Source organism: Massilia aurea, from assembly GCF_040790145.1.
GTDB lineage: Bacteria > Pseudomonadota > Gammaproteobacteria > Burkholderiales > Burkholderiaceae_D > Telluria > Telluria aurea_C.
This window is the reverse complement of sequence record NZ_JBFMMP010000013.1, coordinates 19,963-43,008: the sequence shown is the minus strand read 5'-3', so window position 1 is coordinate 43,008 and position 23,046 is coordinate 19,963. Positions and strand designations below refer to the sequence as shown.

Annotated in this window: 25 protein-coding genes and 1 tRNA gene; 17 read left to right on the top strand and 9 right to left on the bottom strand. The window is 62.4% G+C overall.

The features are described 5' to 3' along the window. The first annotated feature begins 86 nt into the window (after positions 1-86). From fusA to AB2N08_RS17065, 6 genes are all read left to right on the top strand, one after another. A complete protein-coding gene (gene fusA / locus AB2N08_RS17090; protein ID WP_367612073.1) occupies positions 87-2,192 on the top strand; it encodes an elongation factor G in 2,106 nt (701 codons plus the stop codon). 77 nt (positions 2,193-2,269) lie between these two features. Beyond that, entirely contained in the window at positions 2,270-3,463 is a 1,194-nt protein-coding gene (gene tuf / locus AB2N08_RS17085) for an elongation factor Tu (protein WP_183554297.1), read from the top strand. 189 nt (positions 3,464-3,652) lie between these two features. After that, positions 3,653-3,967: a 30S ribosomal protein S10 gene (gene rpsJ, locus AB2N08_RS17080; RefSeq protein WP_183554295.1), complete on the top strand. Its 315-nt coding sequence runs from the start codon at positions 3,653-3,655 to the stop codon at positions 3,965-3,967. A 250-nt stretch (positions 3,968-4,217) separates the two neighbouring features. Continuing rightward, positions 4,218-5,099, top strand: a complete 882-nt coding sequence (locus AB2N08_RS17075) for a hypothetical protein (protein ID WP_367612070.1) — start codon at positions 4,218-4,220, stop codon at positions 5,097-5,099. Then, positions 5,093-5,686, top strand: a complete 594-nt coding sequence (locus tag AB2N08_RS17070) for a hypothetical protein (protein WP_367612068.1) — start codon at positions 5,093-5,095, stop codon at positions 5,684-5,686. Before AB2N08_RS17075 ends, AB2N08_RS17070 begins: the two co-directional genes overlap by 7 nt. Positions 5,687-5,708: 22 nt before the next feature. Next, positions 5,709-6,680, top strand: coding sequence for a gliding motility protein GldB-related protein (locus AB2N08_RS17065; RefSeq protein ID WP_367612066.1), 972 nt, complete (start codon positions 5,709-5,711; stop codon positions 6,678-6,680). A 232-nt stretch (positions 6,681-6,912) separates the two neighbouring features. On the opposite strand, the gene AB2N08_RS17060 is transcribed toward AB2N08_RS17065, so the two are convergent. The 9 genes from AB2N08_RS17060 to ggpS all read right to left on the bottom strand — a co-directional run bounded on the left by AB2N08_RS17060 (position 6,913) and on the right by ggpS (position 17,478). Further along, positions 6,913-8,244 carry a TerD family protein gene (locus tag AB2N08_RS17060; protein WP_367612064.1) on the bottom strand — a complete coding sequence of 444 codons (1,332 nt, stop codon included), beginning with the start codon at positions 8,242-8,244 and terminating at the stop codon, positions 6,913-6,915. Next, entirely contained in the window at positions 8,241-9,158 is a 918-nt protein-coding gene (locus AB2N08_RS17055; protein WP_367612062.1) for an HpcH/HpaI aldolase/citrate lyase family protein, read from the bottom strand. The genes AB2N08_RS17060 and AB2N08_RS17055 overlap by 4 nt, the downstream gene beginning before the upstream one ends. After that, positions 9,151-10,242 carry a cysteine protease StiP family protein gene (locus AB2N08_RS17050; protein ID WP_367612060.1) on the bottom strand — a complete coding sequence of 364 codons (1,092 nt, stop codon included), beginning with the start codon at positions 10,240-10,242 and terminating at the stop codon, positions 9,151-9,153. Before AB2N08_RS17050 ends, AB2N08_RS17055 begins: the two co-directional genes overlap by 8 nt. Next, positions 10,239-11,003 carry a hypothetical protein gene (locus AB2N08_RS17045; protein ID WP_367612058.1) on the bottom strand — a complete coding sequence of 255 codons (765 nt, stop codon included), beginning with the start codon at positions 11,001-11,003 and terminating at the stop codon, positions 10,239-10,241. Before AB2N08_RS17045 ends, AB2N08_RS17050 begins: the two co-directional genes overlap by 4 nt. Further along, entirely contained in the window at positions 10,981-12,147 is a 1,167-nt protein-coding gene (locus tag AB2N08_RS17040) for a phosphoribosyltransferase domain-containing protein (protein ID WP_367612056.1), read from the bottom strand. The genes AB2N08_RS17045 and AB2N08_RS17040 overlap by 23 nt, the downstream gene beginning before the upstream one ends. After that, positions 12,144-13,163 (bottom strand): ATP-grasp domain-containing protein, encoded by a 1,020-nt coding sequence (locus AB2N08_RS17035; RefSeq protein WP_367612055.1) that lies wholly within the window; start codon positions 13,161-13,163, stop codon positions 12,144-12,146. The genes AB2N08_RS17040 and AB2N08_RS17035 overlap by 4 nt, the downstream gene beginning before the upstream one ends. 73 nt (positions 13,164-13,236) lie before the next feature. Continuing rightward, entirely contained in the window at positions 13,237-13,812 is a 576-nt protein-coding gene (locus AB2N08_RS17030) for a TerD family protein (protein WP_367612053.1), read from the bottom strand. Between the two features lie 227 nt (positions 13,813-14,039). Then, positions 14,040-15,140, bottom strand: coding sequence for a mechanosensitive ion channel family protein (locus AB2N08_RS17025; RefSeq protein ID WP_367612051.1), 1,101 nt, complete (start codon positions 15,138-15,140; stop codon positions 14,040-14,042). 19 nt (positions 15,141-15,159) lie between these two features. Then, positions 15,160-17,478 carry a glucosylglycerol-phosphate synthase gene (ggpS, locus tag AB2N08_RS17020; RefSeq protein ID WP_367612049.1) on the bottom strand — a complete coding sequence of 773 codons (2,319 nt, stop codon included), beginning with the start codon at positions 17,476-17,478 and terminating at the stop codon, positions 15,160-15,162. Positions 17,479-17,754: 276 nt separating this feature from the next. Between ggpS and AB2N08_RS17015 the strand changes: the two genes are divergently transcribed. From AB2N08_RS17015 to rpsQ, 11 genes are all read left to right on the top strand, one after another. Then, a tRNA-Val gene (locus AB2N08_RS17015) sits at positions 17,755-17,831 on the top strand. 275 nt (positions 17,832-18,106) lie between these two features. Continuing rightward, on the top strand, positions 18,107-18,763 hold the full coding sequence (rplC, locus tag AB2N08_RS17010; protein WP_367612047.1) for a 50S ribosomal protein L3: 657 nt from the start codon (positions 18,107-18,109) through the stop codon (positions 18,761-18,763). Positions 18,764-18,766: 3 nt separating this feature from the next. Then, entirely contained in the window at positions 18,767-19,387 is a 621-nt protein-coding gene (gene rplD / locus AB2N08_RS17005; RefSeq protein ID WP_367612045.1) for a 50S ribosomal protein L4, read from the top strand. Beyond that, positions 19,384-19,701 (top strand): 50S ribosomal protein L23, encoded by a 318-nt coding sequence (gene rplW / locus AB2N08_RS17000; RefSeq protein ID WP_367612043.1) that lies wholly within the window; start codon positions 19,384-19,386, stop codon positions 19,699-19,701. Before rplD ends, rplW begins: the two co-directional genes overlap by 4 nt. Beyond that, positions 19,701-20,528: a 50S ribosomal protein L2 gene (gene rplB / locus AB2N08_RS16995; protein ID WP_367612041.1), complete on the top strand. Its 828-nt coding sequence runs from the start codon at positions 19,701-19,703 to the stop codon at positions 20,526-20,528. Before rplW ends, rplB begins: the two co-directional genes overlap by 1 nt. 9 nt (positions 20,529-20,537) lie before the next feature. Next, positions 20,538-20,813, top strand: coding sequence for a 30S ribosomal protein S19 (gene rpsS / locus AB2N08_RS16990; protein WP_119811777.1), 276 nt, complete (start codon positions 20,538-20,540; stop codon positions 20,811-20,813). Then, a complete protein-coding gene (gene rplV, locus AB2N08_RS16985; protein ID WP_183555278.1) occupies positions 20,810-21,142 on the top strand; it encodes a 50S ribosomal protein L22 in 333 nt (110 codons plus the stop codon). The genes rpsS and rplV overlap by 4 nt, the downstream gene beginning before the upstream one ends. Positions 21,143-21,153: 11 nt before the next feature. Beyond that, the gene (gene rpsC / locus AB2N08_RS16980) at positions 21,154-21,993 is read left to right on the top strand and encodes a 30S ribosomal protein S3 (RefSeq protein ID WP_367612038.1); all 840 of its coding nucleotides are present in this window, start codon (positions 21,154-21,156) and stop codon (positions 21,991-21,993) included. A gap of 2 nt (positions 21,994-21,995) precedes the next feature. Then, on the top strand, positions 21,996-22,415 hold the full coding sequence (gene rplP, locus AB2N08_RS16975; protein ID WP_145653055.1) for a 50S ribosomal protein L16: 420 nt from the start codon (positions 21,996-21,998) through the stop codon (positions 22,413-22,415). 12 nt (positions 22,416-22,427) lie between these two features. Next, on the top strand, positions 22,428-22,619 hold the full coding sequence (gene rpmC, locus AB2N08_RS16970) for a 50S ribosomal protein L29 (RefSeq protein ID WP_123069940.1): 192 nt from the start codon (positions 22,428-22,430) through the stop codon (positions 22,617-22,619). Continuing rightward, complete coding sequence (gene rpsQ / locus AB2N08_RS16965) at positions 22,616-22,888, top strand: 30S ribosomal protein S17 (protein WP_183554240.1); 273 nt, start codon at positions 22,616-22,618, stop codon at positions 22,886-22,888. The genes rpmC and rpsQ overlap by 4 nt, the downstream gene beginning before the upstream one ends. The last annotated feature ends 158 nt before the right edge of the window (positions 22,889-23,046 follow it).

Here is a 23,046-nt window from a genome sequence, read left to right as displayed (position 1 = left end):
CCCGTAGTATCTGTTGTTCAGGCCGGGCTCATTTTGATCATCAAGATGATGCTCGGTTTTGTCCATTCAAAGATTTAGGAAAAATTATGGCACGCAAGACCCCCATCGAGCGCTACCGCAACATCGGTATTTCGGCTCACATCGATGCTGGTAAAACCACCACCACCGAACGCGTCCTGTTCTACACGGGCGTCAACCACAAAATCGGCGAAGTGCACGATGGCGCAGCGACGATGGACTGGATGGAGCAAGAGCAAGAGCGCGGCATTACCATTACTTCGGCAGCGACGACCTGCTTCTGGAGCGGTATGGCCAACAACTTCGCGCCACACCACATCAACATCATCGACACGCCGGGCCACGTCGACTTCACGATTGAAGTCGAACGCTCGATGCGCGTGCTCGACGGCGCCTGCATGGTTTACTGCGCAGTCGGCGGCGTGCAGCCACAGTCGGAAACCGTGTGGCGTCAGGCTAACAAGTACAAAGTGCCGCGTCTGGCCTTCGTCAACAAGATGGACCGCACCGGTGCGAACTTCTTCAAGGTCTACGAGCAGATGCGCGCTCGCCTGAAGGCGAACCCGATTCCGCTGCAGATCCCGATCGGCGCCGAAGAGAACTTCCTGGGCGTGGTCGATCTGGTCAAGATGAAGGCCGTGTACTGGGACGACGCGTCGCAAGGCATGAAGTTCGACTACCGCGACATCCCTGCCGAGCTGCAAGACGAAGCCAACGAATGGCGTGAAAAGCTGGTCGAGACCGCTGCTGAAGCGACCGAAGAGCTGATGAACAAGTACCTGGAAGAAGGCGACCTCTCGGAAGAAGAGATCAAGGCCGCTCTGCGTCAGCGTACCATCGCATCGGAAATCGTCCCGATGATGTGCGGCACCGCGTTCAAGAACAAGGGCGTGCAAGCCATGCTCGACGGCGTGATCGAATACCTGCCATCGCCAATCGACATCCCGCCAGTCACGGGTACCGATGAGGATGACCAGCCGGTCACCCGCAAGGCAGAAGACGACGAGAAGTTCTCGGCGCTGGCATTCAAGATCATGACCGACCCGTTCGTTGGTCAGCTGATCTTCTTCCGCGTCTACTCGGGCACGATCAAGTCGGGCGACACCGTCTACAATCCGATCAAGAACAAGAAAGAACGTCTTGGTCGTATTCTGCAGATGCACGCGAACCAGCGCGAAGAGATCAAGGAAGTCCACGCCGGCGACATCGCCGCTGCGGTCGGCCTGAAAGATGCAACCACGGGCGAAACCCTGTGCGATCCATCGTCGATCATCACGCTGGAAAAAATGGTCTTCCCTGAGCCAGTCATCCAGCAGGCAGTCGAGCCAAAAACCAAGGCCGACCAGGAAAAAATGGGCCTGGCACTGAACCGCCTGGCACAAGAAGATCCGTCGTTCCGCGTGCGTACCGATGAAGAATCGGGCCAGACCATCATCGGTGGTATGGGCGAGCTGCACCTGGAAATTATCGTTGACCGCATGAAGCGTGAATTCAACGTGGAAGCAACCGTCGGCAAGCCACAGGTTGCATACCGCGAAACGATCCGCAAGGCAGTCACCGACGTCGAAGGCAAGTTCGTCAAGCAGTCGGGCGGTCGTGGTCAGTACGGTCACGCAGTCCTGTCGATCGAGCCGCAAGAGCCGGGCAAAGGCTTCGAGTTCGTCGACGCGATCAAGGGCGGTGTCATTCCTCGCGAATACATCCCTGCAGTCGAAAAAGGTGTGCGCGAAACCCTGACCTCGGGCGTGCTGGCTGGTTACCCGGTCGTTGACGTCAAGGTCACCGTCACCTTCGGTTCGTACCACGATGTCGACTCGAACGAAAATGCATTCCGCATGGCCGGTTCGATGGCGTTCAAAGACGGCTGCCGCAAGGCCAGCCCGGTCATCCTCGAGCCGATGATGGCCGTGGAAGTCGAAACGCCGGAAGACTACGCTGGTTCGGTGATGGGCGATCTGTCGTCGCGTCGCGGTATGGTTCAGGGCATGGACGAAATTCCAGGCGGCGGCGGCAAGATCATCAAAGCCGAAGTGCCACTGTCGGAAATGTTTGGTTACTCGACCTCGCTGCGTTCGGCGACCCAGGGCCGTGCGACCTACACGATGGAATTCAAGCACTATTCGGAAGCGCCTAAGCACGTGATTGACGCTATCGTCACTGCCAAGTCGAAGTAATTAGCACTACACGGGAGACGGGACGTCCTGTCTCCCGGTCAAACAAAATATATCGTTTCTCTTAAAGGAATCTGGAAATGGCAAAAGGTAAATTCGAACGGACCAAGCCGCACGTCAACGTCGGCACCATCGGTCACGTTGACCACGGTAAAACCACCCTGACCGCTGCAATCGCAACCGTCCTGTCGAAGAAATTCGGCGGCGAAGCGAAAGCCTACGACCAGATCGATGCAGCACCGGAAGAAAAAGCACGCGGCATCACCATCAACACCGCGCACGTCGAGTACGAGACCGAAAACCGTCACTACGCTCACGTTGACTGCCCAGGCCACGCCGACTACATCAAGAACATGATTACCGGTGCTGCGCAGATGGACGGCGCGATCCTGGTGTGCTCGGCCGCTGACGGCCCAATGCCACAGACCCGCGAGCACATCCTGCTGGCCCGTCAAGTTGGCGTTCCATACATCATCGTGTTCCTGAACAAGTGCGACCTGGTCGACGACGCAGAACTGCTGGAACTGGTCGAAATGGAAGTGCGCGAGCTTCTGTCGAAGTACGAGTTCCCAGGCGACGACGTCCCAATCATCAAGGGTTCGGCACGTATGGCCCTCGAAGGCAAACCAGGCGAAATGGGCGAAGAGTGCATCACCCGTCTGGCCGAAGCCCTCGATACCTACATCCCAACGCCAGAGCGCGCTGTTGACGGCGCCTTCCTGATGCCAGTGGAAGACGTGTTCTCGATCTCGGGTCGCGGTACCGTTGTGACCGGTCGTGTCGAGCGCGGCGTTGTCAAAGTCGGCGAAGAAATCGAAATCGTCGGCATCATCGACACCGTCAAGACCACTTGCACCGGCGTGGAAATGTTCCGCAAGCTGCTGGACCAGGGTCAAGCTGGCGACAACGTCGGCCTGCTGCTGCGCGGCACCAAGCGTGAAGATGTCCAGCGTGGTCAAGTCCTGGCTAAGCCAGGTTCGATCAAGCCGCACAACCACTTCACCGGCGAGATCTACGTTCTGTCGAAAGATGAAGGCGGCCGTCACACGCCGTTCTTCAACAACTATCGTCCACAGTTCTACTTCCGTACGACTGACGTGACCGGTTCGATCGAGCTGCCAGCAGACAAAGAAATGGTCATGCCAGGCGATAACGTGTCGATCACCGTCAAGCTGATCAACCCGATCGCGATGGAAGAAGGTCTGCGCTTCGCAATCCGCGAAGGTGGCCGTACCGTCGGCGCCGGCGTTGTTGCAAAAATCCTGCCTAACTAATCAGGGCAAGATGGTGGATCGGCTCTCTTTTGGGAGAGTCTGATTGACACAACGATGGGGACAGACTTTTCGGTCTGTCCCCATCTGTTTGGGTGGGAACGATGCTATACTCCCGCCTCTTGTGCAGTAACGAAGTATCTCGACCACATTGCCGGCACCAAGCCGGAACGTTCTTTTAAAGGAAATAGCATGTCCGCTAACCAGAAAATCCGTATTCGCCTGAAAGCATTCGACTACAAGCTGATCGACCAGTCGGCCCTGGAAATCGTCGAGACCGCGAAGCGCACCGGCGCCGTCGTCAAAGGCCCAGTCCCACTGCCAACCCGTATCCAGCGTTTCGACGTGCTGCGTTCGCCACACGTGAACAAGACCTCGCGCGACCAGTTCGAAATCCGTACGCACCAGCGTCTGATGGACATCGTGGACCCAACCGACAAGACCGTTGACGCACTGATGAAACTCGACCTGCCAGCTGGCGTCGATGTCGAAATCAAACTGCAGTAATTGAATCGAAGTGTTGGCGGTTTATTCCGCCGATGCTGCATAAGCCAGGTTGACCGCATTGCGGGCAACCTGGCTTTTGTCATTGTGGGCGCCTGAATGATGCATACACGATGCATGCCCGAGGCATCATCTGCATCGTGACGGCAACGAAACGTTGTTCAGGCTGGCAGGGCGTGATGTAATCGACGGGTTTGCTTGTCTGATTGCCCATAACATGCCCTCCCTTCATTTCGCCTCTACCTTGCGCGCCATGTCCTGGCGTGATCTCGCCGGTTGGGCGTTTGCCGCGCTGTCACTGACCGCGTTCGCAAAGATGCTCGCGCCCGCCGCCGCCAGGCCGCTGCTGCATGATGCGGGGCTCGCGCTGCCGTTGCTTCTGCTGATCGCGAAGGACATCGCCCACGCACCCGACGCCTGGAAACGTCTGCGCCGCGCGCAGTTGACCGGGGCGGCGTGGCATGCGCGGGTGACGGCGCTGCTGCCGCCCGAGATGATCGGATTGCTCAAGCTCGATCGCCTGCTGTGGCTTGGCTTCTTGCACCGTTTGCAGGGCCGTTCGGCACCTGTCGCGCTGCCCGCTGGCGTCGCACTGACGTACCTCCAACGTGGCGCCTACGGCACGGCGCGCGCCGTGGTGTTCGTCGCGCTGCTGCTCGAGCTGCCAACGCATGCGCTGCTGCTTCACCTGTTCATCAAGGATGCCGACGCGCTGGTCCTGATCCACGTGCTCGGCGCCGTCGCCCTGGTCTACACGCTGGCCTGGGTATTGGGCGACCGCTGGCATATCGGGGAAGGGCGGCATGTGATGACGCTGGACGCCCTGCACCTGCGCGTGGGCGCGCGGGTCGACGGCATGCTGCCGCTGGGAGCGATCGCGCGCGTGGAGTCGGTAGACATGCTGTTGCCGGCCTGGCGCCATCGTCACGGTGCGGCGCGCACCGATACGCTGGTGGTGACGCCATTCGACAAACCCAACTGTGTAATGGTGCTGCACGAGGATGCGCAGGTCGACATTCTGTTTCATCAGACGACGACTCACCTGCCGAAATATGTGTTCCTCTATCTCGACCGGCCAGAATTGCTGGCGGCACGCTTGCGCCAATCCGGGCTGCCGGCCAGCGCGTCGTGCTGAACCCGACACGCGGTGCTGGAATCCGCCTCGGGTCGGGCGCCCTGATCGCACTGGCGCACGTCCTGTTCGTATTCGCGCTGCTGCACTACGCCAGCCCACGTATCGATACGGACAGCGCGCCGGCAGACTACATGATGCTTGCGCTCATTCCTGCGCCGACGAAGCCCGCGCCACAGGCACGGAGTGCGCCGCCATCCGGCGTGGTTCCAGCGACGCGGCCACGTCGTACTACGACGCCGCACGTGCAGCAGGCGCCGCCAGAGTCGGTGCTTGTTCTTGCCATGCCGCAGGCGAGCGTACCGGATGCGCTGACCGAAGCTGCACCGCCCGCGACCGGAAAACTGGACATGGAATCGCTGCGCGGCGCAGCAAGACAGGTAGAAAAAGAGCGGGTGCCGACGGCGCTGGAACGCTTGCGCACTTCCGAACAGATGCACGCGCGGGACGACAACAAGCTGTCGCGGGCGGTGAACGAGGCGAAGCGTCCGGACTGCCAAACCAAGTATTCCGGTGGCACGTCGCTGAACCTCGTCATGCTGATACCGCTCGCCATCGATACGATCACCGACACCGGCTGCAAATGGTAGCCACCACACGAGGAGATGCACAATGACGATAGGGCGTTGGCTAGTACCGCTGTTGATGTGCTGCACCAGCACCGTGTTTGCTGGCACAGTCGATCCGCTGACCGTCGATATCGACGCGACCGATGCGCTGCGCTTTGCGCAGCTCATGAAGGAAGGCGCGGTGCCCAAGGCGGCCGACCTGCAGCGTGGATACCTCGACGGAGCGGGAATGGGCGTGAGGATTTTTACCCCGATACGTATCGTCGACGCCAATCGTCTGGCGCGCGTGGTCGCGGCCAAACCCGATCTGTATCGACAGGCGATACGCGACTGCCTGCCGCAGTTGCCAGCCTTGCGCAGCGATCTGCGGGCGATCTACCTGGCCTTTGCCGGCCTGCTGCCGGAGCGCCCGCTGCCACCCATCAAGGTCGTCTTCGGCGCGGGCAATTCGGGCGGCACCGCCAGCGCCGAGGCGCAGGTGATCGGCCTGGAAGTGACGTGCGCACTGGGCGCAACACCCGAGCAGTTCCGCACCACCATGCGCGGCTTCTTTGCCCACGAAACGGTGCACACCTGGCAGCGCGATGTGACGCTACAAGCGCAGGCGGACCCCATGCTGACCCAAGCGTTGATTGAAGGCGTCGCCGACTACCTCGCCAGTATCGTCACGGGCGAGGTGCCAAGCCTGGACCGCGACAAGTGGGCCCGCGAGCGCGAAGCGTGGCTATGGCAGGAATTCCAGCGGGACCGCCAGGCGGTGCTGGCCGATAACGACAGCCCGCGCTTCAAGCGCTGGTTCGCCAATTACGGCATCGCGCCCGAGGGATGGCCGATCGAGGCCGGGTACTGGATTGGCATGCGCATCGCCGAAGCCTACGTCGCCCGCGCACCCGACAAGCGCGCCGCCATGAATGAATTGATCGAGCTGCGCGATCCGGTGGGCATCCTCAACGCCAGCGGCTACGGGCGCGAACTGACACCAGCGCCCGGCAAAGGCGCGATCGCCGCGCCGTAAAAGTCTGCGGCCTCTCTGACGTGCCGGGCAGGGCACGCGAGAGAAAAGCCGGTGTCAGGTCTGACATTCAGACACGAACTCTGCGCTAGGCTATTCATCACCCACAACCGTATTGGGTGAGTGCTCGCTGGCGAAGATCGCGCAGCCGTCGACTAAAACCGTTACCAAAGATGAGGCTGTGTCCGAATGTCAGACCTGACACCGGCTTTTGCGACCCCGGCTTTCGCCTCGCTTATTTGCTGCCAGTCTTCCAGCGCATGCCGAACCCGAAGTGGCGGTCCATCAGCTCGTGCGCGCTGGTCGTGCCTTGCTGCTGGAAGTACTCGGCCAGCTTGGTGATCACCAGTTGGCCGCCGCGGTTTTCAATGAGCGCGATCGCGCACATGATCTGGCGGTCGCCGCCATCGAGCTTGACTTCCACCGGCGCTTGGCCTGGCGCGGCGATCGTCACCACGCCATTGGTCACGCCCCAGTTGGCAGCACCTTCGTAGATGAACGAAAAGATCACGGCGCGCTTGATCTGGTCGAAGCGCTCGCCGTTGATGAACAGGTTCTCGCCATTGGCGGCGGCGCCCGTGCGGTCATCGGCGTCGAGCTTGATGAACGGATCGCGCTCGTAGTCGCCGAACGTGTTGCCCAGTGCCTGCACCAGGCCGCGCCGGCCGTCGCTCAGTTCATACATGCAGCCGAGATCGAGGTCGATGCCGGTGCGGCCCTTGCGCGAGGCCTGCGCCTTGTTGGCCATTTCACCCGCCTTGTTCGCGAGGTCGCCCGCCATGCTGGTGAGACGATCGAGGAAGCCGCCGCCCTTGGCTGCTGCGGCCGGTGGCGGCGCGGCAGGAGGCGGCGGCGCGATGGCGGCCTGGTTCCAGTTCAGGTTGACGTGGATACGGCCATAGCCGCCGCCGGCGCGCTTGTCGAGCGAGACCTTGTCGCCGCGCTTGTCGAGCGTGATCTTCGATAGCGAGACACGCGGCGCGGCCGGCGCCGGTGCTGGTGTCGGGGCTGGCGTGGACACTGGCGCAGCAGGCTTGGCCGACGATCCCGCCTCCGCGCCGCCGAAGTGCGCGAGCAGCGTCGACAGGCCGCCGGCGAAGCCCTGGCCGACCGCGCCGAAGCGCCACTGGCCGTCGCGGCGATACAGCTCGCCCACGATCACGGCTTTCTCGTCGCCGAAGTCGGCGCCCGACCACGGGAAGCGCAGCGCGCTGCCCAGCGTGAGCGAACTGGCGCCCAGCGTGCGCATGCTGGCTGCGCCGTCGATCGCGGCCACGAACACCAGCTTGGCGATCGATGCCGGCAGTTGGTCGAGGTTCACGGCGAAACTGGCGCGCCCTGGCGACTGGTTCAAGCGCACCGCGCCTTCCGGGCTGGCCAGCTGGTTGTAAAAGACCATGTAGCGGTCGTCCGAGAGCTTGTCGTTCGCATCCAGGCCGAAGCAAGAGACGTCGACCGAGGCGCCATTGGCGGCGATGTCGATGTCGACGTTGAAGACGTGGCCGCTGCCGAGATCGGCCAGCTTGCCTTTTTGGCCGCGAGAATAGGTAGTCAACTGAGAGTTCATGAGGGTTCCCCTTCCAGGAATGGTTTGTGGTCCAGCTCAGCGCCATGGAAACCGAACAGGCGCGATTGCTCGACGGTGCGTTCGGCCCAGGCGCGATGGGTGGCGACTTCGCACATGGCGTCGTTCATGCGAAACACGGCCGGTGCCGACTGGTCGAGAATGGCGCGCGCTACTGCCAGGTCTTGCGGCGACACCTTGAAGTGCTGCTCGATCGGCGCGATCTGGGTGGGATGGATGGCGGTCTTGCCGATCATGCCGTGCGCAAGGTCTTCGATCACTTCCTGGTCCAGCAGTTCGGGCAGGTCGAGGTATTCGAATACCGGTGCGGTCAGCATGAAGCCGTAAGGCCGGAATGTGGTGACCAGGCGCGAGATGACGGGGCCCAGCGGCGTGCGGTACAGCGTCATGCCGCGCGGCCGGCGCAGGCCCAGGAGCGCCAGCAGATCGTTGCCGCCGATGCGCAGCGCCAGGATGCGATGGCGCACGCCGGGCGCTTCGAGCACCGCGCGCAGTCCCTGCATTTCGTGGTCGTCGAACGCTTCTGCTGTTTCGAGCGTCGGCATCAACACATGCTCGGTGTGGCGCAGCAGCCGGAAGTAGCTGTCGAAATTGTGGCGCGTGATCTTGGGCAGCACGAAGCCGGTCAGCTTCTCGACGCCCGGCATGGCCAGCACGCGCGCCAGCACGTCGGTGTTGCGCACGCGGACAAAGCGGTCGGCCGCCACGTCCACGCGCATATTGGCCAGCACCACCGACAGGTTGAACAGCGAATAGCTCAGTTCCCGGTCGGCGATGGCGTCTTCAAGGCAGAAGATCAGCGAACGCGCCTGCGCAATCAAGTCGCCATTGGCGATCTCGGCGAGATCCTTGTGATTGGCCGGCACGTACAACGACGCGCCCAGTGATTTAGCCATCGGCTGCACTCCTGATCAGGGATACTGCGTGATAGGGCAGGTGCGGGTCGATCTCGACCGGCACCTGTTTTTCGTCGGCCAGGACGGCCAGGTGCGCGACATCCGGTGCGTCCAGGCTGCGCAGCACCAGCAGGCGCGGCACGCGCCGCAGCAGCACGCGCGTGGCTTCGCCAATGCCTGGCTTGACCAGGTTGACGTCGGCCACGCCATAGCGCCGCATGGCGCCCGCGATATAGGTTTGCGAGCGTTCGCGCGCGGCGTGCGCGTCGATCGCCCGCGCGTCGCGCACATCGGCCGCCAGCGCCAGTGCGGTCAAGCCATCGGCAAACGACTGCGAGCGGTCGATGTCGGCAAACGCCGCATACACGACGCAGCCGTGGAAGTCATCCGCGTCCATGTCATCGAGCATGACGGTGCGGCTCACCAGGCCCGATACCGTGGAATTCAGGATGCTCGACGGGATCAGGTAGTCGTCGCACGAGGCGGCGCAGGCGGCGGCGCCGGCCAGGTCGGACAGCACGTACAGGCCCGGGTCGATCGCCGTGCCATGACGGACGTTGAACACGTCGATCGAGCGGGCCAGCTCGCGCGCGATGACGCCCTTGCCCGTCCAGCCGTCGACAAACACGATCGATGCCGGCGCGTGGCCCTGGGCCAGGATATGGCGCAGGGCGGCGGCGTCGATGCCGCGGTCGCGCACGATCGACACGCAGTAATGCACGGCGTCGCGCCCGAACCGTTCGCGCAGCAGGCGCGTGACGACCACGCCCACCGGCGTGCCGGCACGCGCCAGCGACACGATCGTGACCTGGCCCTCGCGGCGCCCGGCGATCAGGTCGGCCAGGCGCAGGCAGTCCTGCGCCATGCGCGGGTTGTTTGCGGCGCAGGCGGCGTCGAACAAGCGCATGTAGCGCTCTGACGGCGCTGATTCGGGCGAGAGCATCTGGCTGTAGTGACGCTGCCCGCTCTGGATCAGCGCTTCCTTTTCGGCGACGTCGACGAAGTCTTGCTGCGGCAGCCGGCGCAGCAAGAAGTCGACTTCACCGGCGCGATAGCTGCCCGAAAAGTGGGTATGCCCCGTCACAGCGCCCCCACGGTAATGCCGGCCAGCTGCGTGCCGCGCGGGATGATCGCGTAGTCGCAGGCGGCCATGAAGCGCGCATCCGAGCGGCTGTCGCCCATGCCGAACGTGACGATCTCGCCGTATTCGGCCTTCAGGCGCGCGGTGATGTGGGCTACCGCATTGGCCTTGTTCAGCGCCTTGGGCAGGATCGCCAAATTGTTGCCGTTGCGGTGGATGAAGTAGTCGCGGTTGCCATCGTCCAGCCACGGCTGGACGACGTCGCGTTCAAGTGGCGCGAGGCGCTCGGCCAGCTTGTCCGGGTCTTTCACGACCAGGAAGAACGGCGTGCCGAAATCCTCGATCATGCGCGCGCGGCCAGCATAGCCGGTGCGCGCGCCATGGGCGTCGATGTGCGCGGCCAGTTCCACGAGGCCGGGCAGGGCGGCGTGCATCGCCGTGCGCATGCCGTCGAGCCAGGGCTGGTCGAGCGCGCCGCCCGGTTCGAGCACGACGCCGCCGTAGTTGATGACGGCGTAGCTGTCGAACGGCAGGTGCACGCGGCGCAGGCCGTCGAGGTCGCGCGCGGTGGTCGGAATCATCGTCATCCCGTCCTGCAGCAGCGCGAGAAACGAGCGCTGGGCCGGGGTGGTGTACGAACAGATGCTGCCATCCTTGTAATACGCGGCAGGCTGCAGCGCATCGGGAGTGTCCCGGTGCGCGCCGCACTTGCCGAAGGTCTGGAACAGCGTATCGTCCAGGTCAGCGAACAGGAACTTCTTCAACGTGGTCCTCGCACTGGAAGTGGAACAGGCGCGCGCGCAGGGTCCCGGCCAGCGCGAACAGCGCCGGGCCGGGGACGGTTTCAAAGCACAGCAGGACATGGTCATACTGGCCGGGCGCGACGTTGTACAGGTAGTTGGCGATGCCTTCGCCATAGTTGTCGGGGAAGGTCAACGCGTGGCTTACCGCGCCCCAGGTCAGGATTGGCGAGCGGGTGGTCGACTGCACCACCACGTCGACGCCGCGTTCTTGCAGGGCCGCGCCGAGCAGCGTGGAGGCGTGCATGAATTCGCCGGTGCCCAGCACCAGCACGCGGCTGCCGGGCGCGAATTCGCCGGCTAGTTGCGCGGCCAGTGCGCTTGGGGCCTTCAACACATGATCGATACCGAGGCGGCCGAAGGCGCTGCTGGCGCCGCGGTCGGCGTCATGCTCGAAGCGCTGGGCCGCGCCCTGGTCCGGCGGCAGTGGGCCTTGGGCGAACGAAAATTCGCCGTCGACCAGCGCGCCGATGGTGGCCGGCAGGCCGAAGCGTGCATCGAGCGCGCCGGGGGCGGCCAGGCCCATGAAATTGGTGATCGTCGCCAGGTGCACGCGCTCGATGCCCGGGTTCAGGCGCTGGCAGGCCGCAGCCAGGTTGACGAACGTGTTGCCGGTGCTGGCTTCATCGTCGACCATCACGACGGTGCGCGCCGCCATGAACAGCGCGTGCAGCGCCGGATCGGTCGGCTCGTGCAGAAACTGGCGCGGCGCGTGGCTGTGCGCTTCGGCGAATTCGATCAGCGGGCCGTCGCCCACGCGGTAGCGCGTGGTGTAGAGGAACAGCGCTTTTTGACCGGGATGATTGCACAGCCAGGCTTCGAACACGCCCTGGCCCAGACCAATGGCGGTTTCTGCCATCGCGATGAACACCACCGGTCCATCGACCGGCGGCACGGTCGCGGCCAGGCGTTCGTGCACCGCCAGCATGGCGCGCGGCGACGCCGGCCAGTGCTTGCCCAGCACCTTGCTCAAGAAAAGAAAGCCGCGTTTGGCGTTGGCGCGCGCAGCAAAGCCGAGCAGGTCGTCGACCTCGGCTGCGCAGCTGTCGATGCGCAGGTCAAGCGTCCCGGTGGGCAGTTCGATGCGCTGTGAGGCGGATACCGTCATGCCAGTTCCGTCGCCACGCTCAGTTCGGCCACGCGCATGCCGTTGGCCACCGGCGGCACCGTGACGCTCTCGAACCCGTCGGCGAAGCAGCGCAGCGCGATGTACGGCAGGTTGGGGCCGGCCAGGCAGGCCATGGCGATCCCGCCCGACATGCGCGGATTGATTTCCAACAGGCGCGGGCGTCCGCCGCCTTCGCGGAACTGGGCGTTGAAGACGCCATTGAGGCGGTAGTCGGCGCACAGGCGCGTGGTGGCGTCGAGGATGTCCTGCCGCATGTCGATCAGCTGGCCGCTGCCCGCTTGCGACAGCTTGCGGCGCACGACGGCAGCCACCAGGCGACCGTTGTCGCCGACGCAGTCGACGCTGTATTCGGGGCCTTCGAGGAATTCCATCAGCAGCATGGTGCGGAACTCGCCGAGTTCGGCCAGGCCGCGGCGCAGGTCGTCGTAGCCGACGTGGTACTCGGCGCCGGCCAGCAGCAGCGCGGCGCTGCTGCGCACTTCGTCGACGATGGCAAAGCCCAGGCCATAGATCGAATGCGACGGTTTCACGCACAGCTTCGCGTGACGTGGACGCAGCTCGGCCCAGGCGGCGTCGAATTGGGCGATGTTTTCAAACACGCGGAACTCGGCCACCGGCGCGTCGGGCAGCACGGTCTGGGCGTAGAAGTCGGCCTTGTCGTGGATGCGTTTGAGTTCGGCCGGCGGCGCAGCTGACAGCACGCGCGTGCCGATGTCGGCAAAGCGGCCCAGCTCGGACGCCAGCAGCGTGGCTTCACGGCCCGGCACGAAGATGTCGATCTTTTGCTCGCGGCAGAAGGTCAGGCACCAGTCGATATACGCCTCGCTTTTCAGGCCGACCGGCTCGATATGGAATTCGTGGGCCAGGCGCGCGGCGGGCGCATGGCGGTTGGCGTTGCTGTGGATGATGGTGAAACGGCCGTCGGTGTCGGCCTCGCGAATCAGCTTGATCGCAGCATTGACGGACGAAAAAGTCCTGTTGTACCAAACGCGCATGCGCTCTTTCTTGAAGTTGTTGCAGACAGGGCCCGCGCATGGGGCGGGCCCTGGGGAGGACGATGCGAACGGCTCAGACGTTGACGCCGAACGAGCGGGCCAATGGACCAAGGCCGCCCTTGAAGCCCTGGCCGACGGCGCGGAATTTCCATTCGCTGCCGTGACGGTACAGTTCACCGAAGATCATCGCGGTTTCGGTCGAGCTGTCTTCGGACAGGTCGTAGCGGGCGATCTCGGCTTCGCCGGCGGCGTTCAGGCAGCGGATGTACGCCTTGCTGACCTGGCCAAAGCTCTGGCGGCGCGCTTCGGCATCGTGGATGGTGACGCAGAACGAGATCTTGTCGATGTCGGCCGGCACGCGGGTCAGGTCGACCGTGACTTTCTCATCGTCGCCTTCGCCCTGGCCGGTGGTGTTGTCGCCCGCGTGGACAACCGAACCATCGGTGGATTTCAGGTTGTTATAGAAGATGAAGTCGGTATCGCCGCGCACTTTGGCGTCGGTCTTGAGCAGGAAGGCGCTGCCGTCCAGGTCGAAGGCCGAACCGTCGGTCGAGCGGGGATCCCAGCCCAGACCGATGATGACCTTGGTGAGGCCCGGTGCTTCCTTGCTCAGGTTGACGTTGCCGCCTTTTTGCAGACTGATTGCCATACGAACTCCTTGTTCCGTTGAGGGTTGACTGGCCGCCGGTGGACTGGCGAACCTCGGGGATTGTTTCGCCAATATAGGCGGTTATTGATCAATTGTACATGGGGCCACGGCGCGCGGATTTCAACCGTTTTCATAGGAGGATGTACGTACTTACGGGCGTTGGCGGCCACCAGATGTCACAGCCGGCCGATCGCCCATCGCATGCCGCAGTGCTACGCTCCCGGGCCTCAGGCAGCCTTTTCGAGCGACGGTCCCGCATCGTTGCCAGCCGGCGCTTCGGCACGCGGCCGCGCCTCGCGCGCCACCTGCACGGTCTGCATCGGCAGCGCCAGCGCCACACCCTGCGCCTGCAACAGCGCCAGGATGCGCAGGTAGATCTCCTGCTGCACATCCATATAGATGGTGTAGTCGGTATTGTCGACGTAGTACACGATCTCGTAGTTGAAGCTCGGCGCGGCCAGGCCGCTCAGGTGGGCGCGGTCGAAGCGCACCTGCGGCTGGGCGCGCACGATCTCTTCCAGCATCGACGGCAGCGCGCGCAATACCGGTTCCGGCGTCCGGTGCGAGACGCCGAAGCCGAACACCACGCGCCGCGATTCCATCCGGCGCAGGTTCTGGATGCGGCTTTTCAGCAGGTCGTTATTCGAGAACACGATCTGCTCGCCGCCCAGGCTGCGCACGCGCGTGGTCTTCAGGCCGATCTTCTCGACCGTGCCGAGCATCTTGTCGACGATGATGAAGTCGCCCACGACGAACGGCTTGTCGAGCACGATCGAGAGCGACGCGAACAGGTCGCCCAGGATGCTCTGCACAGCCAGCGCGATGGCGATACCGCCGATACCCAGGCTGGCCACGAGCGTGGTGATGTTCACGCCCAGATTGTCGAGCACCATCAGTGCCACGATCGCCCACAGCGCCACGCGGATCAAAAAGGTGATCGCGGCCGACGAGGTGACGCGGTCCGGGTCTTCGCTGCGCTGCGCGCGCGTGACGAGCAGCCAGGTGCGCAGGCCGTTGTCGCCCCAGATCGCGACCTGCACCAGCAGCGCCGTGATCGTGAGGCGGCTGATGAACAGGCTGGCTTTTTCGGGCAGCACCAGCAAGCTGACGCCGACGTACAGGCCCACGAGGGCCACCACCAGCAGCTTGGTTGAACGCAGCGTGGCCACGGCGATGTCGTCCAATAGCGTGGTCGTACGCGCGGCCCGCACGCCAAGACGCCGCGCGACGATCGATTTCAGCGCGTCCAGGCCGGCGGCCACCGCCGCCATGGCCACCAGGGCGACCAGCCAGTCGGCCACCGGGTTTTTCAGGATGAGGTAATCCATGAACAATCCTTTTTTCGGGTCAGGCGGCGGCGCGTTCTTCGACCGGCAGCACCTTGCCCGGCGGCGGCAGGTCCGCCAGCGCGGCCAGGAAGTCGTCGCCCCAGCGCGTCACGTCGTGACCGAGCACGATCGCCGCCATGCGTCCGGCGCGGTAGGCCACTTCGTCAGCGCCCATCGTCAGCGCGTGGTACAGCGTGGCGCTCATCGCGTTGGCGTCGTACGGGTTGACCAGCAGCGCGCCGTGCAGTTCGACGGCGGCGCCGGCAAACTCGGACAGCACCAGCGTGCCGGGCCGGCCCGTCGCATGGCGGGTGGCGATGTATTCCTTGGCCACCAGGTTCAGGCCATCGCGCAGCGGCGTGATCCAGGCGATGTCACAGGCGGCGTAGTGGGCCACGACTTGCTCGAATGGGAGCGAACGGTAGAAGTAGCGCACCGGCACCCAGTCCATGGTGGAGAAGCGCCCGTTGATGCGCCCGACGATGCGGTCCAGGTCTTCGCGCAGGCTGTCGTAGATGTCCATGCCGCTGGCGGCCGGCGTGATGATGTTCAGCAGCGTGACCTTGCCCAGCAATTCCGGGTGCTGTTCCAGCATGCGCTCGTAGGCTTGCAGCTTTTCAAGCGAGCCTTTCACGTAATCGAGGCGCTCGATCGAGACGATGCCGATCTTGCCGTCAAGGTAAGCGTCGATTTCGGCGATCTGCTGCTGCACGGCGGCGGTGTCTGCCAGCGCGCCGATCAGCGCCGTGTTGGTGCCCACCGGATGCGCGCCCAGCGCGACCCGGCGCCCGGCCACATCGAGCGCGGTGGTCATGTGGTCGACCCCCAGCGCGCAGCCGAACGTGAGAAAGCGCGGCGCGCAGTCGACGCCTTCGACGATCTGCACCGGCGCGCACGAGCGGGCAGCATCGACGAAGTTCTCGACGTAGCGCGGAATATGAAAGCCCACGTAATCGCACTGCAGCAGGCTGCCGATGATGTCGCGCCGCCATGGCAGGATGTTGAAGACGTCGCTCGACGGGAAGGCGGTGTGGTGGAAGAAGGCGATCTTCAGGTCGGGGCGCAGCGGACGCAAGAAGGCCGGCACCATCCACAGGTTGTAGTCGTGGATCCAGGCGGTGGCGCCGTACGCCGCTTCGCGCGCGGTCTGCTCGGCGAACAGACGGTTGATCTCGAGGTAGCGTTCCCAGTGGTCCTGGTGGAACACGGCTTTATCGGGGAACGAGAAGATGATCGGCCAGAACGCCTCTTTCGAGAACTTCTTGTAGAACTGGTCGATGTCGTCGGGCGTGAGGGCGATGCGGGCGGCCTTCAGGTGCGGGTAATGCTGGGGATCGACCGCCACGTGCGGCACGAAACCGTTTGGCGCGCGGCTGTTCTGCTGCGACCAGGCCACCCACGAGCCCTTGCGCCCGCTGGCGAAAAAGCTCAACAGGGTGGGCATGATGCCGTTCGGGCTTTTGGGGCGGCGCGCGTAGGTCACGCCATTTTCAACCACTTCGTCGTACGGCAGGCGGTGATACACCATCACCAGTTCGGCGTCGCCGCACACTGGCGTGTCGGGCGGGCTGTCGTCGCCGTCGAAGCGCAGGCCATGGCGGCCCAGGGCCTCGAGGATGCCCCCGCAGCCGGCGGCATCGGCCACCACCACGCGCGGCGACTTGCGCACCGCTTCGACCAGCGCCGGTTCGGCCGCGCCGACCACCACGCCGCGAAAGCCGGCTTCGAACATCGACAGGTCATTGAGCGTGTCGCCCGCCACCAGGATATGGGCCGGATCAAAGCCGGCCACTTCTGCCAGGCGGCGCACGGCGACGCCCTTGCCAACGCCGCGCGGCAGTACGTCCAGGTAGCGGCCGGCCGAGAACAGCAGGTCGCAGCCGAGCGCGTCGACGGCAGCGCGCAGCTCAGGCGTGATCGCGGATTCGGTTGCGTAGAACGAGCAGCGCCGTTCCTGCGGCACCAGCTGGCGCCTAAGGCCCGGAAAGCCGCTGAGTGCGCGCAGCACTTCATGGGTGCCGGGCCAGCGCGCTGCGATCTCGTGCGCGATCGGCTCGACCGGACGCAGGTCGGCGTCGACGATGGTCGCGCCGACGTCGGCGATGATGTAGTGGGGACGCGGGACGGTCGGATCGCTCAGCAGCGGGATGACGGTTTCCAGGCCGCGGCCGGTGACGAACACCAGCTTGGCGTCGGGCAGGGCGCCGGAAAAGAGCTCGCGGATGCGGCGCCGCGCTTCATGGGTGCCGGCCAGCAGCGTACCGTCGAGGTCGGTGGCGAGGACGAGGCGGGATGGGTCGAGCAGGCGGGGCCAGCGTTGCGTATCGATGACAGTCATGGTAATCCTTACAGCAATGCGTCCGCCAGCAGACCAGGGTTGGACTGACGGAGCGGGTGTGGGTCCGCGCTCGGCGCCGGAGAGGCGGGCGGACCGGAGAAAGACAGAGGGGTGTTGCAAACTACATTTGTACAATAGCATTTTGCGAAGGTATCGACAACCGGCGATTCGTCTTGCCTGCTTGCCGGCGGTAGGCGCGATGTTCTGCCAGAATGTTGATTCGCCAAAAAAAGCTATTGCAATAGTTCGGCCATGCCTCGTATAATTCGGCTCCCCGGGCGGTTAGTTCAGTTGGTTAGAATACTTGGTCGACATCCAAGGGGTCGCAGGTTCGAATCCTGCACCGCCCACCAGACTTTCAAATCGCAGGCTCCCAGCAATGGTTGAAGCCTGTAGAGACAAGATGCAGTTATGTGCCTTGTCTGTGCCGTTCAGCTTGAACGGATTCTTCATTCTCCAGATACTGCCAAAAACGCAACAGGACCGGTTTCGATGCCGATTTTTCCTGTTGCGCCGTTGCCGTTTGCGCGCTATACTAGCCGGCTTCGGTACGGGTGCGTCTTTTATTGCCCGTATTATTTAGTAGTTCAACTACCCCCGCCCAATCGTAGGTGGGAATGGAGAAAAAATGAGCTTGGGCCTTCTCGGTCGCAAGGTTGGCATGATGCGTATCTTCACGGATGACGGCGATTCAATCCCTGTCACTGTGCTGGACGTGTCGAACAACCGTGTCGCACAAATCAAAACCCCTGAAACTGATGGCTACACCGCAGTTCAGGTCGTCTACGGTCAACGTCGTGCTTCGCGCGTGACGAAAGCCGCTGCCGGTCACTACGCCAAAGCTGGCGTCGAAGCCGGTACGATGCTGAAAGAATTCCGCATCGATTCCACCAAAGCCGCCGAACTCAAAGCCGGTGACACCATCGATGCTTCGCTGTTCGAAGTGGGCCAGAAAATCGACGTGCAAGGCACCTCGATCGGTAAGGGCTACGCCGGTACCATCAAGCGTCACAACTTCGCTTCTGGCCGTGCTACCCACGGTAACTCGCGTTCGCACAATGTTCCTGGCTCGATCGGTATGGCCCAGGATCCAGGCCGCGTCTTCCCAGGCAAGCGCATGACCGGTCACATGGGCGACGTCACCGTCACCACCCAGAACCTGGAAGTGGCTCGCATCGACACCGAACGTCAGCTGCTGCTGATCAAGGGTGCCGTTCCTGGCGCGAAGAACGGCCAAGTGGTCGTCAAGCCAGCTGTCAAAACCAAACTCAAGAAAGGAGCGTAAGCCATGGAACTGAAGCTCCTGAATGAGCAAGGTCAAGACGGCGCCAATGTTGCAGCCGCCGATGAAGTGTTCGGTCGTGAATACAACGAAGCCCTGATTCACCAAGTCGTCGTCGCCTACGCTGCTAACGCACGTGGCGGTAACCGCAAGCAGAAAGATCGTGAAGAAGTCCACCACACGACCAAGAAGCCATGGCGCCAAAAAGGTACCGGCCGCGCTCGTGCTGGTATGTCGTCGTCGCCACTGTGGCGCGGCGGTGGTCGTATCTTCCCGAACAGCCCAGAAGAAAACTTCACGCACAAAGTTAACAAGAAGATGTTCCGCGCAGGTATCTGCTCGATCTTCTCGCAACTGGCCCGCGAAGGCCGTCTGAGCGTGGTCGAGAACCTGACGATCGATGCACCAAAGACCAAGCTGCTGTCGCAAAAGCTGCAGGGCATGGGCCTGGACTCGGTCCTGGTGATCGCCGACACGATCGACGAAAACCTCGAGCTGGCATCGCGCAATCTGCCGCACGTTCTGGTCGTTGAGCCTAAGCACGCTGACCCGATGTCGCTGGTGTTCTACAAGAAAGTCCTGGTCACGAAAGCTGCTCTGGCCAAGATCGAGGAGATGTACGCATGAGCGCCGCAATCAAATTTAGCGAAGAGCGCCTGATGAAGGTGCTGCTGGCTCCGATCATTTCCGAGAAGGCTACCTTCGTCGCGGAAAAGAACGAGCAGATCGTGTTCAAGGTTCTGCCTGACGCGACCAAGCCAGAAATCAAGGCTGCTGTCGAAATGCTGTTCAAGGTCGAGGTCGAATCGGTCCAGACCCTGAACCGTGAAGGCAAGCAGAAGCGTTCGGGCCGTTTCAACGGTCGTCGCAACCACACCAAGCGTGCTTTCGTGTGCCTGAAGCCAGGCCAGGAAATCAATTTTGTCGAGGAGGCTAAATAATGGCACTCGTTAAGATGAAGCCAACCTCCCCAGGCCGTCGCGGCATGGTGAAAGTTGTGACCGAAGGCCTGTACAAAGGTCGTCCGTTCGCAGCCCTGGTTGAAAAGAAATCGAAAACTGCCGGCCGTAACAACAACGGTCACATCACCACCCGTCACATGGGCGGCGGTCACAAGCAGCATTACCGTCTGGTCGACTTCAAGCGCCAGAAGGACGGCATCCCTGCCAAGGTCGAGCGTATCGAATACGACCCGAACCGCACCGCGCACATTGCACTGCTGTGCTACGCGGACGGTGAGCGTCAGTATGTCATCGCCACCAAGAACATGGCTGTCGGCGATAGCATCATGAATGGCTCGGAAGCGCCGATCAAGGCCGGTAACTGCCTGCCGATCCGCAACATCCCGGTCGGTACCGTCATGAACTGCGTCGAAATGCTGCCAGGTAAGGGTGCCCAGATGGCCCGTACCGCCGGCGCCGGCGTCGTGCTGATGGCGCGTGAAGGCACCTACGCTCAGGTTCGCCTGCGCTCGGGTGAAGTCCGTCGCGTGCACATCGAGTGCCGCGCTACCATTGGCGAAGTCGGCAATGCCGAACACAGCCTGCGCAAGATCGGTAAAGCTGGCGCGATGCGCTGGCGTGGTGTTCGTCCAACCGTTCGCGGTGTGGTCATGAACCCTGTCGATCACCCGCACGGTGGTGGTGAAGGTAAAACTGCAGCCGGTCGTCACCCAGTGTCCCCATGGGGCCAGCAGACCAAGGGTAAGAAGACGCGTTCGAACAAGCGTACTTCGTCGATGATCGTTTCGCGCCGCGGCAAGAAATAAGGATAAAAAATGACTCGTTCATTGAAAAAAGGGCCGTTCATTGACGCCCACCTGGTGAAAAAAGTCGAAGCCGCGCAAGCGAACAAAGACAAAAAGCCAGTCAAAACCTGGTCGCGCCGCTCGACGATCTCCCCAGACTTCATCGGTCTGACGATCGCTGTTCACAACGGCAAGCTGCACGTTCCTGTGTATGTGTCGGAGAACATGGTCGGCCACAAGCTCGGCGAGTTCGCGCTGACCCGTACGTTCAAGGGCCACGCCGCTGACAAGAAGGCGAAAAAATAATGGAAACTAAAGCTATCCTCAAAGGCGTGCGCCTGTCGGAACAAAAAGGCCGCCTGGTGGCCGATCTGATCCGCGGCAAGAAAGTTGACGCAGCACTCAACATTCTGCAATTCAGCCCGAAAAAGGGCGCGACGATCATCAAGAAGGTTCTCGAGTCGGCAATCGCCAACGCGGAACACAATGATGGCGCGGACATCGACGAACTGAAAATCGTTCAGATCTATGTCGAAAAGGGCCCGATCCTGAAGCGTTTCACGGCACGTGCAAAAGGCCGCGGCGATCGTATTTCTAAACAATCCTGTCACATTTACGTGACTGTCGGTAACTAAGGAGTCACAGAATGGGTCAGAAAATCCACCCAACCGGCTTCCGCCTGGCGGTCACCCGTAACTGGTCGTCGCGTTGGTATGCTGGTAACGGCAACTTCGCTGCCATGTTGCAGGAAGACCTGGAAGCACGCGCTTTCCTGAAAAAGAAGCTGAAGAACGCTTCGGTCGGTCGCATCGTCATCGAGCGTCCTGCCAAGAACGCGCGTTTCACCATTTACTCGTCGCGTCCAGGTGTCGTGATCGGTAAAAAAGGCGAAGACATCGAAGTGCTGAAGTCGTCGCTGGCGAAGATCATGGGCGTGCCAGTGCACGTCAATATCGAAGAGATCCGCAAGCCTGAGATCGATTCGCAACTGATCGCCGATTCGATCTCGCAACAGCTCGAAAAGCGCATCATGTTCCGTCGTGCAATGAAGCGCGCGATGCAAAATGCAATGCGTCTGGGCGCTGTCGGCATCAAGATCATGTCGTCGGGTCGTCTGAACGGCATCGAAATCGCACGTACCGAATGGTACCGCGAAGGTCGCGTGCCACTTCACACCCTGCGCGCCGATATCGACTACGGCACCAGCGAAGCATCGACCACGTACGGCATCATCGGCGTCAAGGTCTGGGTCTACAAGGGCGACCGTTCGGTCACCGGCGAAGCACCAGTCATCGACACCCCGCCGGACGACAAGAAGCCACGCGGCCCACGTCGTGACGATGGCAAGCCATCGCGCGGCCCACGCCCAGCAGGCGGCGCACGTCCAGCCGCAGCGCCAGTTGTCCGCGCTCGTCCAGCTGTCAAGCTGGCGACCCCGGCTGCCGCTGCACCTGCTGCTGCCCCAGCTGAGAAAGCAGGAGAATAAGCATGCTGCAACCATCGCGCAGGAAGTATCGTAAAGAGCAGAAAGGCCGTAACACCGGCATTTCGCACACCCGCGGCACCGCGGTCTCGTTCGGTGAATTCGGTCTGAAGGCAGTTGCCCGCGGCCGTATCACGGCACGTCAGATCGAAGCGGCACGTCGTGCCATGACCCGTCACATCAAGCGTGGCGGTCGTATCTGGATCCGTATCTTCCCGGACAAGCCGATTTCGAACAAGCCAGCTGAAGTTCGTATGGGTAACGGTAAAGGTAACCCGGAATACTACGTCGCTGAAATCCAGCCAGGCAAAGTCCTGTATGAGATGGACGGCGTTGATGAAACCCTGGCGCGCGAAGCATTCCGCCTGGCCGCTGCCAAACTGCCACTGGCTACCACGTTCGTGGTTCGCCAGGTCGGTCAATAACAGGAGTTGTATATGAAAGCATCGGAACTCCGCGGCAAGGACCAGGAAGCGCTGCAGAAGGAGCTGAACGAGCTGCTCAAGGCCCAATTCGGTCTGCGCATGCAAGTCGCCACCCAGCAGCTCGGGAATACCTCGCAGCTCAAGAAAGTACGTCGCGATATCGCGCGTGTGAAGACTGTGATGAACACGAAGGAAGCCAAATGAACGACACCACTAAAACGGCGCTGAAGCGTACGCTGGTCGGTAAAGTCGTGTCCGACAAAATGGACAAGACGGTAACCGTCCTGATCGAACGTCACGTCAAGCATCCGCTGTACGGCAAGATCATCGTGCGCTCGAACAAGTATCACGCGCACGACGAAGCGAACGAAGCGAAAATTGGCGACACCGTCGAGATCGCAGAAGGTCGCCCGATCTCGAAGACGAAAGCCTGGACGGTCACCCAGGTGCTGTTGGTAGCACCAGTCCTCTAAGCTTTAAAAATTGTCTTGCGTGGCCCGCTGGTATCTGAGATACTAGCGGGCTTCGTTCATGTGTTGCCGCAGTTTGTCCCCCTCGGCAAGTGCGGCCTGTAACGAAAGCGTTATTGGAAAGTCCAATCACCCAATCGTGGTGCTCCAGCAGGGGCGTT

What these genes read in the sequence shown, in the direction of transcription:
- fusA (WP_367612073.1), top strand. Translation starts at nt 87, where the DNA reads ATGGCACGCAAGACCCCCATCGAGCGCTACCGCAACATCGGTATTTCG.
- tuf (WP_183554297.1), top strand. Translation starts at nt 2,270, where the DNA reads ATGGCAAAAGGTAAATTCGAACGGACCAAGCCGCACGTCAACGTCGGC.
- rpsJ (WP_183554295.1), top strand. Translation starts at nt 3,653, where the DNA reads ATGTCCGCTAACCAGAAAATCCGTATTCGCCTGAAAGCATTCGACTAC.
- AB2N08_RS17075 (WP_367612070.1), top strand. Translation starts at nt 4,218, where the DNA reads ATGTCCTGGCGTGATCTCGCCGGTTGGGCGTTTGCCGCGCTGTCACTG.
- AB2N08_RS17065 (WP_367612066.1), top strand. Translation starts at nt 5,709, where the DNA reads ATGACGATAGGGCGTTGGCTAGTACCGCTGTTGATGTGCTGCACCAGC.
- AB2N08_RS17060 (WP_367612064.1), bottom strand. Translation starts at nt 8,244, where the DNA reads ATGAACTCTCAGTTGACTACCTATTCTCGCGGCCAAAAAGGCAAGCTG.
- AB2N08_RS17055 (WP_367612062.1), bottom strand. Translation starts at nt 9,158, where the DNA reads ATGGCTAAATCACTGGGCGCGTCGTTGTACGTGCCGGCCAATCACAAG.
- AB2N08_RS17040 (WP_367612056.1), bottom strand. Translation starts at nt 12,147, where the DNA reads ATGACGGTATCCGCCTCACAGCGCATCGAACTGCCCACCGGGACGCTT.
- AB2N08_RS17035 (WP_367612055.1), bottom strand. Translation starts at nt 13,163, where the DNA reads ATGCGCGTTTGGTACAACAGGACTTTTTCGTCCGTCAATGCTGCGATC.
- AB2N08_RS17030 (WP_367612053.1), bottom strand. Translation starts at nt 13,812, where the DNA reads ATGGCAATCAGTCTGCAAAAAGGCGGCAACGTCAACCTGAGCAAGGAA.
- AB2N08_RS17025 (WP_367612051.1), bottom strand. Translation starts at nt 15,140, where the DNA reads ATGGATTACCTCATCCTGAAAAACCCGGTGGCCGACTGGCTGGTCGCC.
- ggpS (WP_367612049.1), bottom strand. Translation starts at nt 17,478, where the DNA reads ATGACTGTCATCGATACGCAACGCTGGCCCCGCCTGCTCGACCCATCC.
- rplC (WP_367612047.1), top strand. Translation starts at nt 18,107, where the DNA reads ATGAGCTTGGGCCTTCTCGGTCGCAAGGTTGGCATGATGCGTATCTTC.
- rplD (WP_367612045.1), top strand. Translation starts at nt 18,767, where the DNA reads ATGGAACTGAAGCTCCTGAATGAGCAAGGTCAAGACGGCGCCAATGTT.
- rplW (WP_367612043.1), top strand. Translation starts at nt 19,384, where the DNA reads ATGAGCGCCGCAATCAAATTTAGCGAAGAGCGCCTGATGAAGGTGCTG.
- rplB (WP_367612041.1), top strand. Translation starts at nt 19,701, where the DNA reads ATGGCACTCGTTAAGATGAAGCCAACCTCCCCAGGCCGTCGCGGCATG.
- rpsS (WP_119811777.1), top strand. Translation starts at nt 20,538, where the DNA reads ATGACTCGTTCATTGAAAAAAGGGCCGTTCATTGACGCCCACCTGGTG.
- rpsC (WP_367612038.1), top strand. Translation starts at nt 21,154, where the DNA reads ATGGGTCAGAAAATCCACCCAACCGGCTTCCGCCTGGCGGTCACCCGT.
- rplP (WP_145653055.1), top strand. Translation starts at nt 21,996, where the DNA reads ATGCTGCAACCATCGCGCAGGAAGTATCGTAAAGAGCAGAAAGGCCGT.
- rpmC (WP_123069940.1), top strand. Translation starts at nt 22,428, where the DNA reads ATGAAAGCATCGGAACTCCGCGGCAAGGACCAGGAAGCGCTGCAGAAG.
- rpsQ (WP_183554240.1), top strand. Translation starts at nt 22,616, where the DNA reads ATGAACGACACCACTAAAACGGCGCTGAAGCGTACGCTGGTCGGTAAA.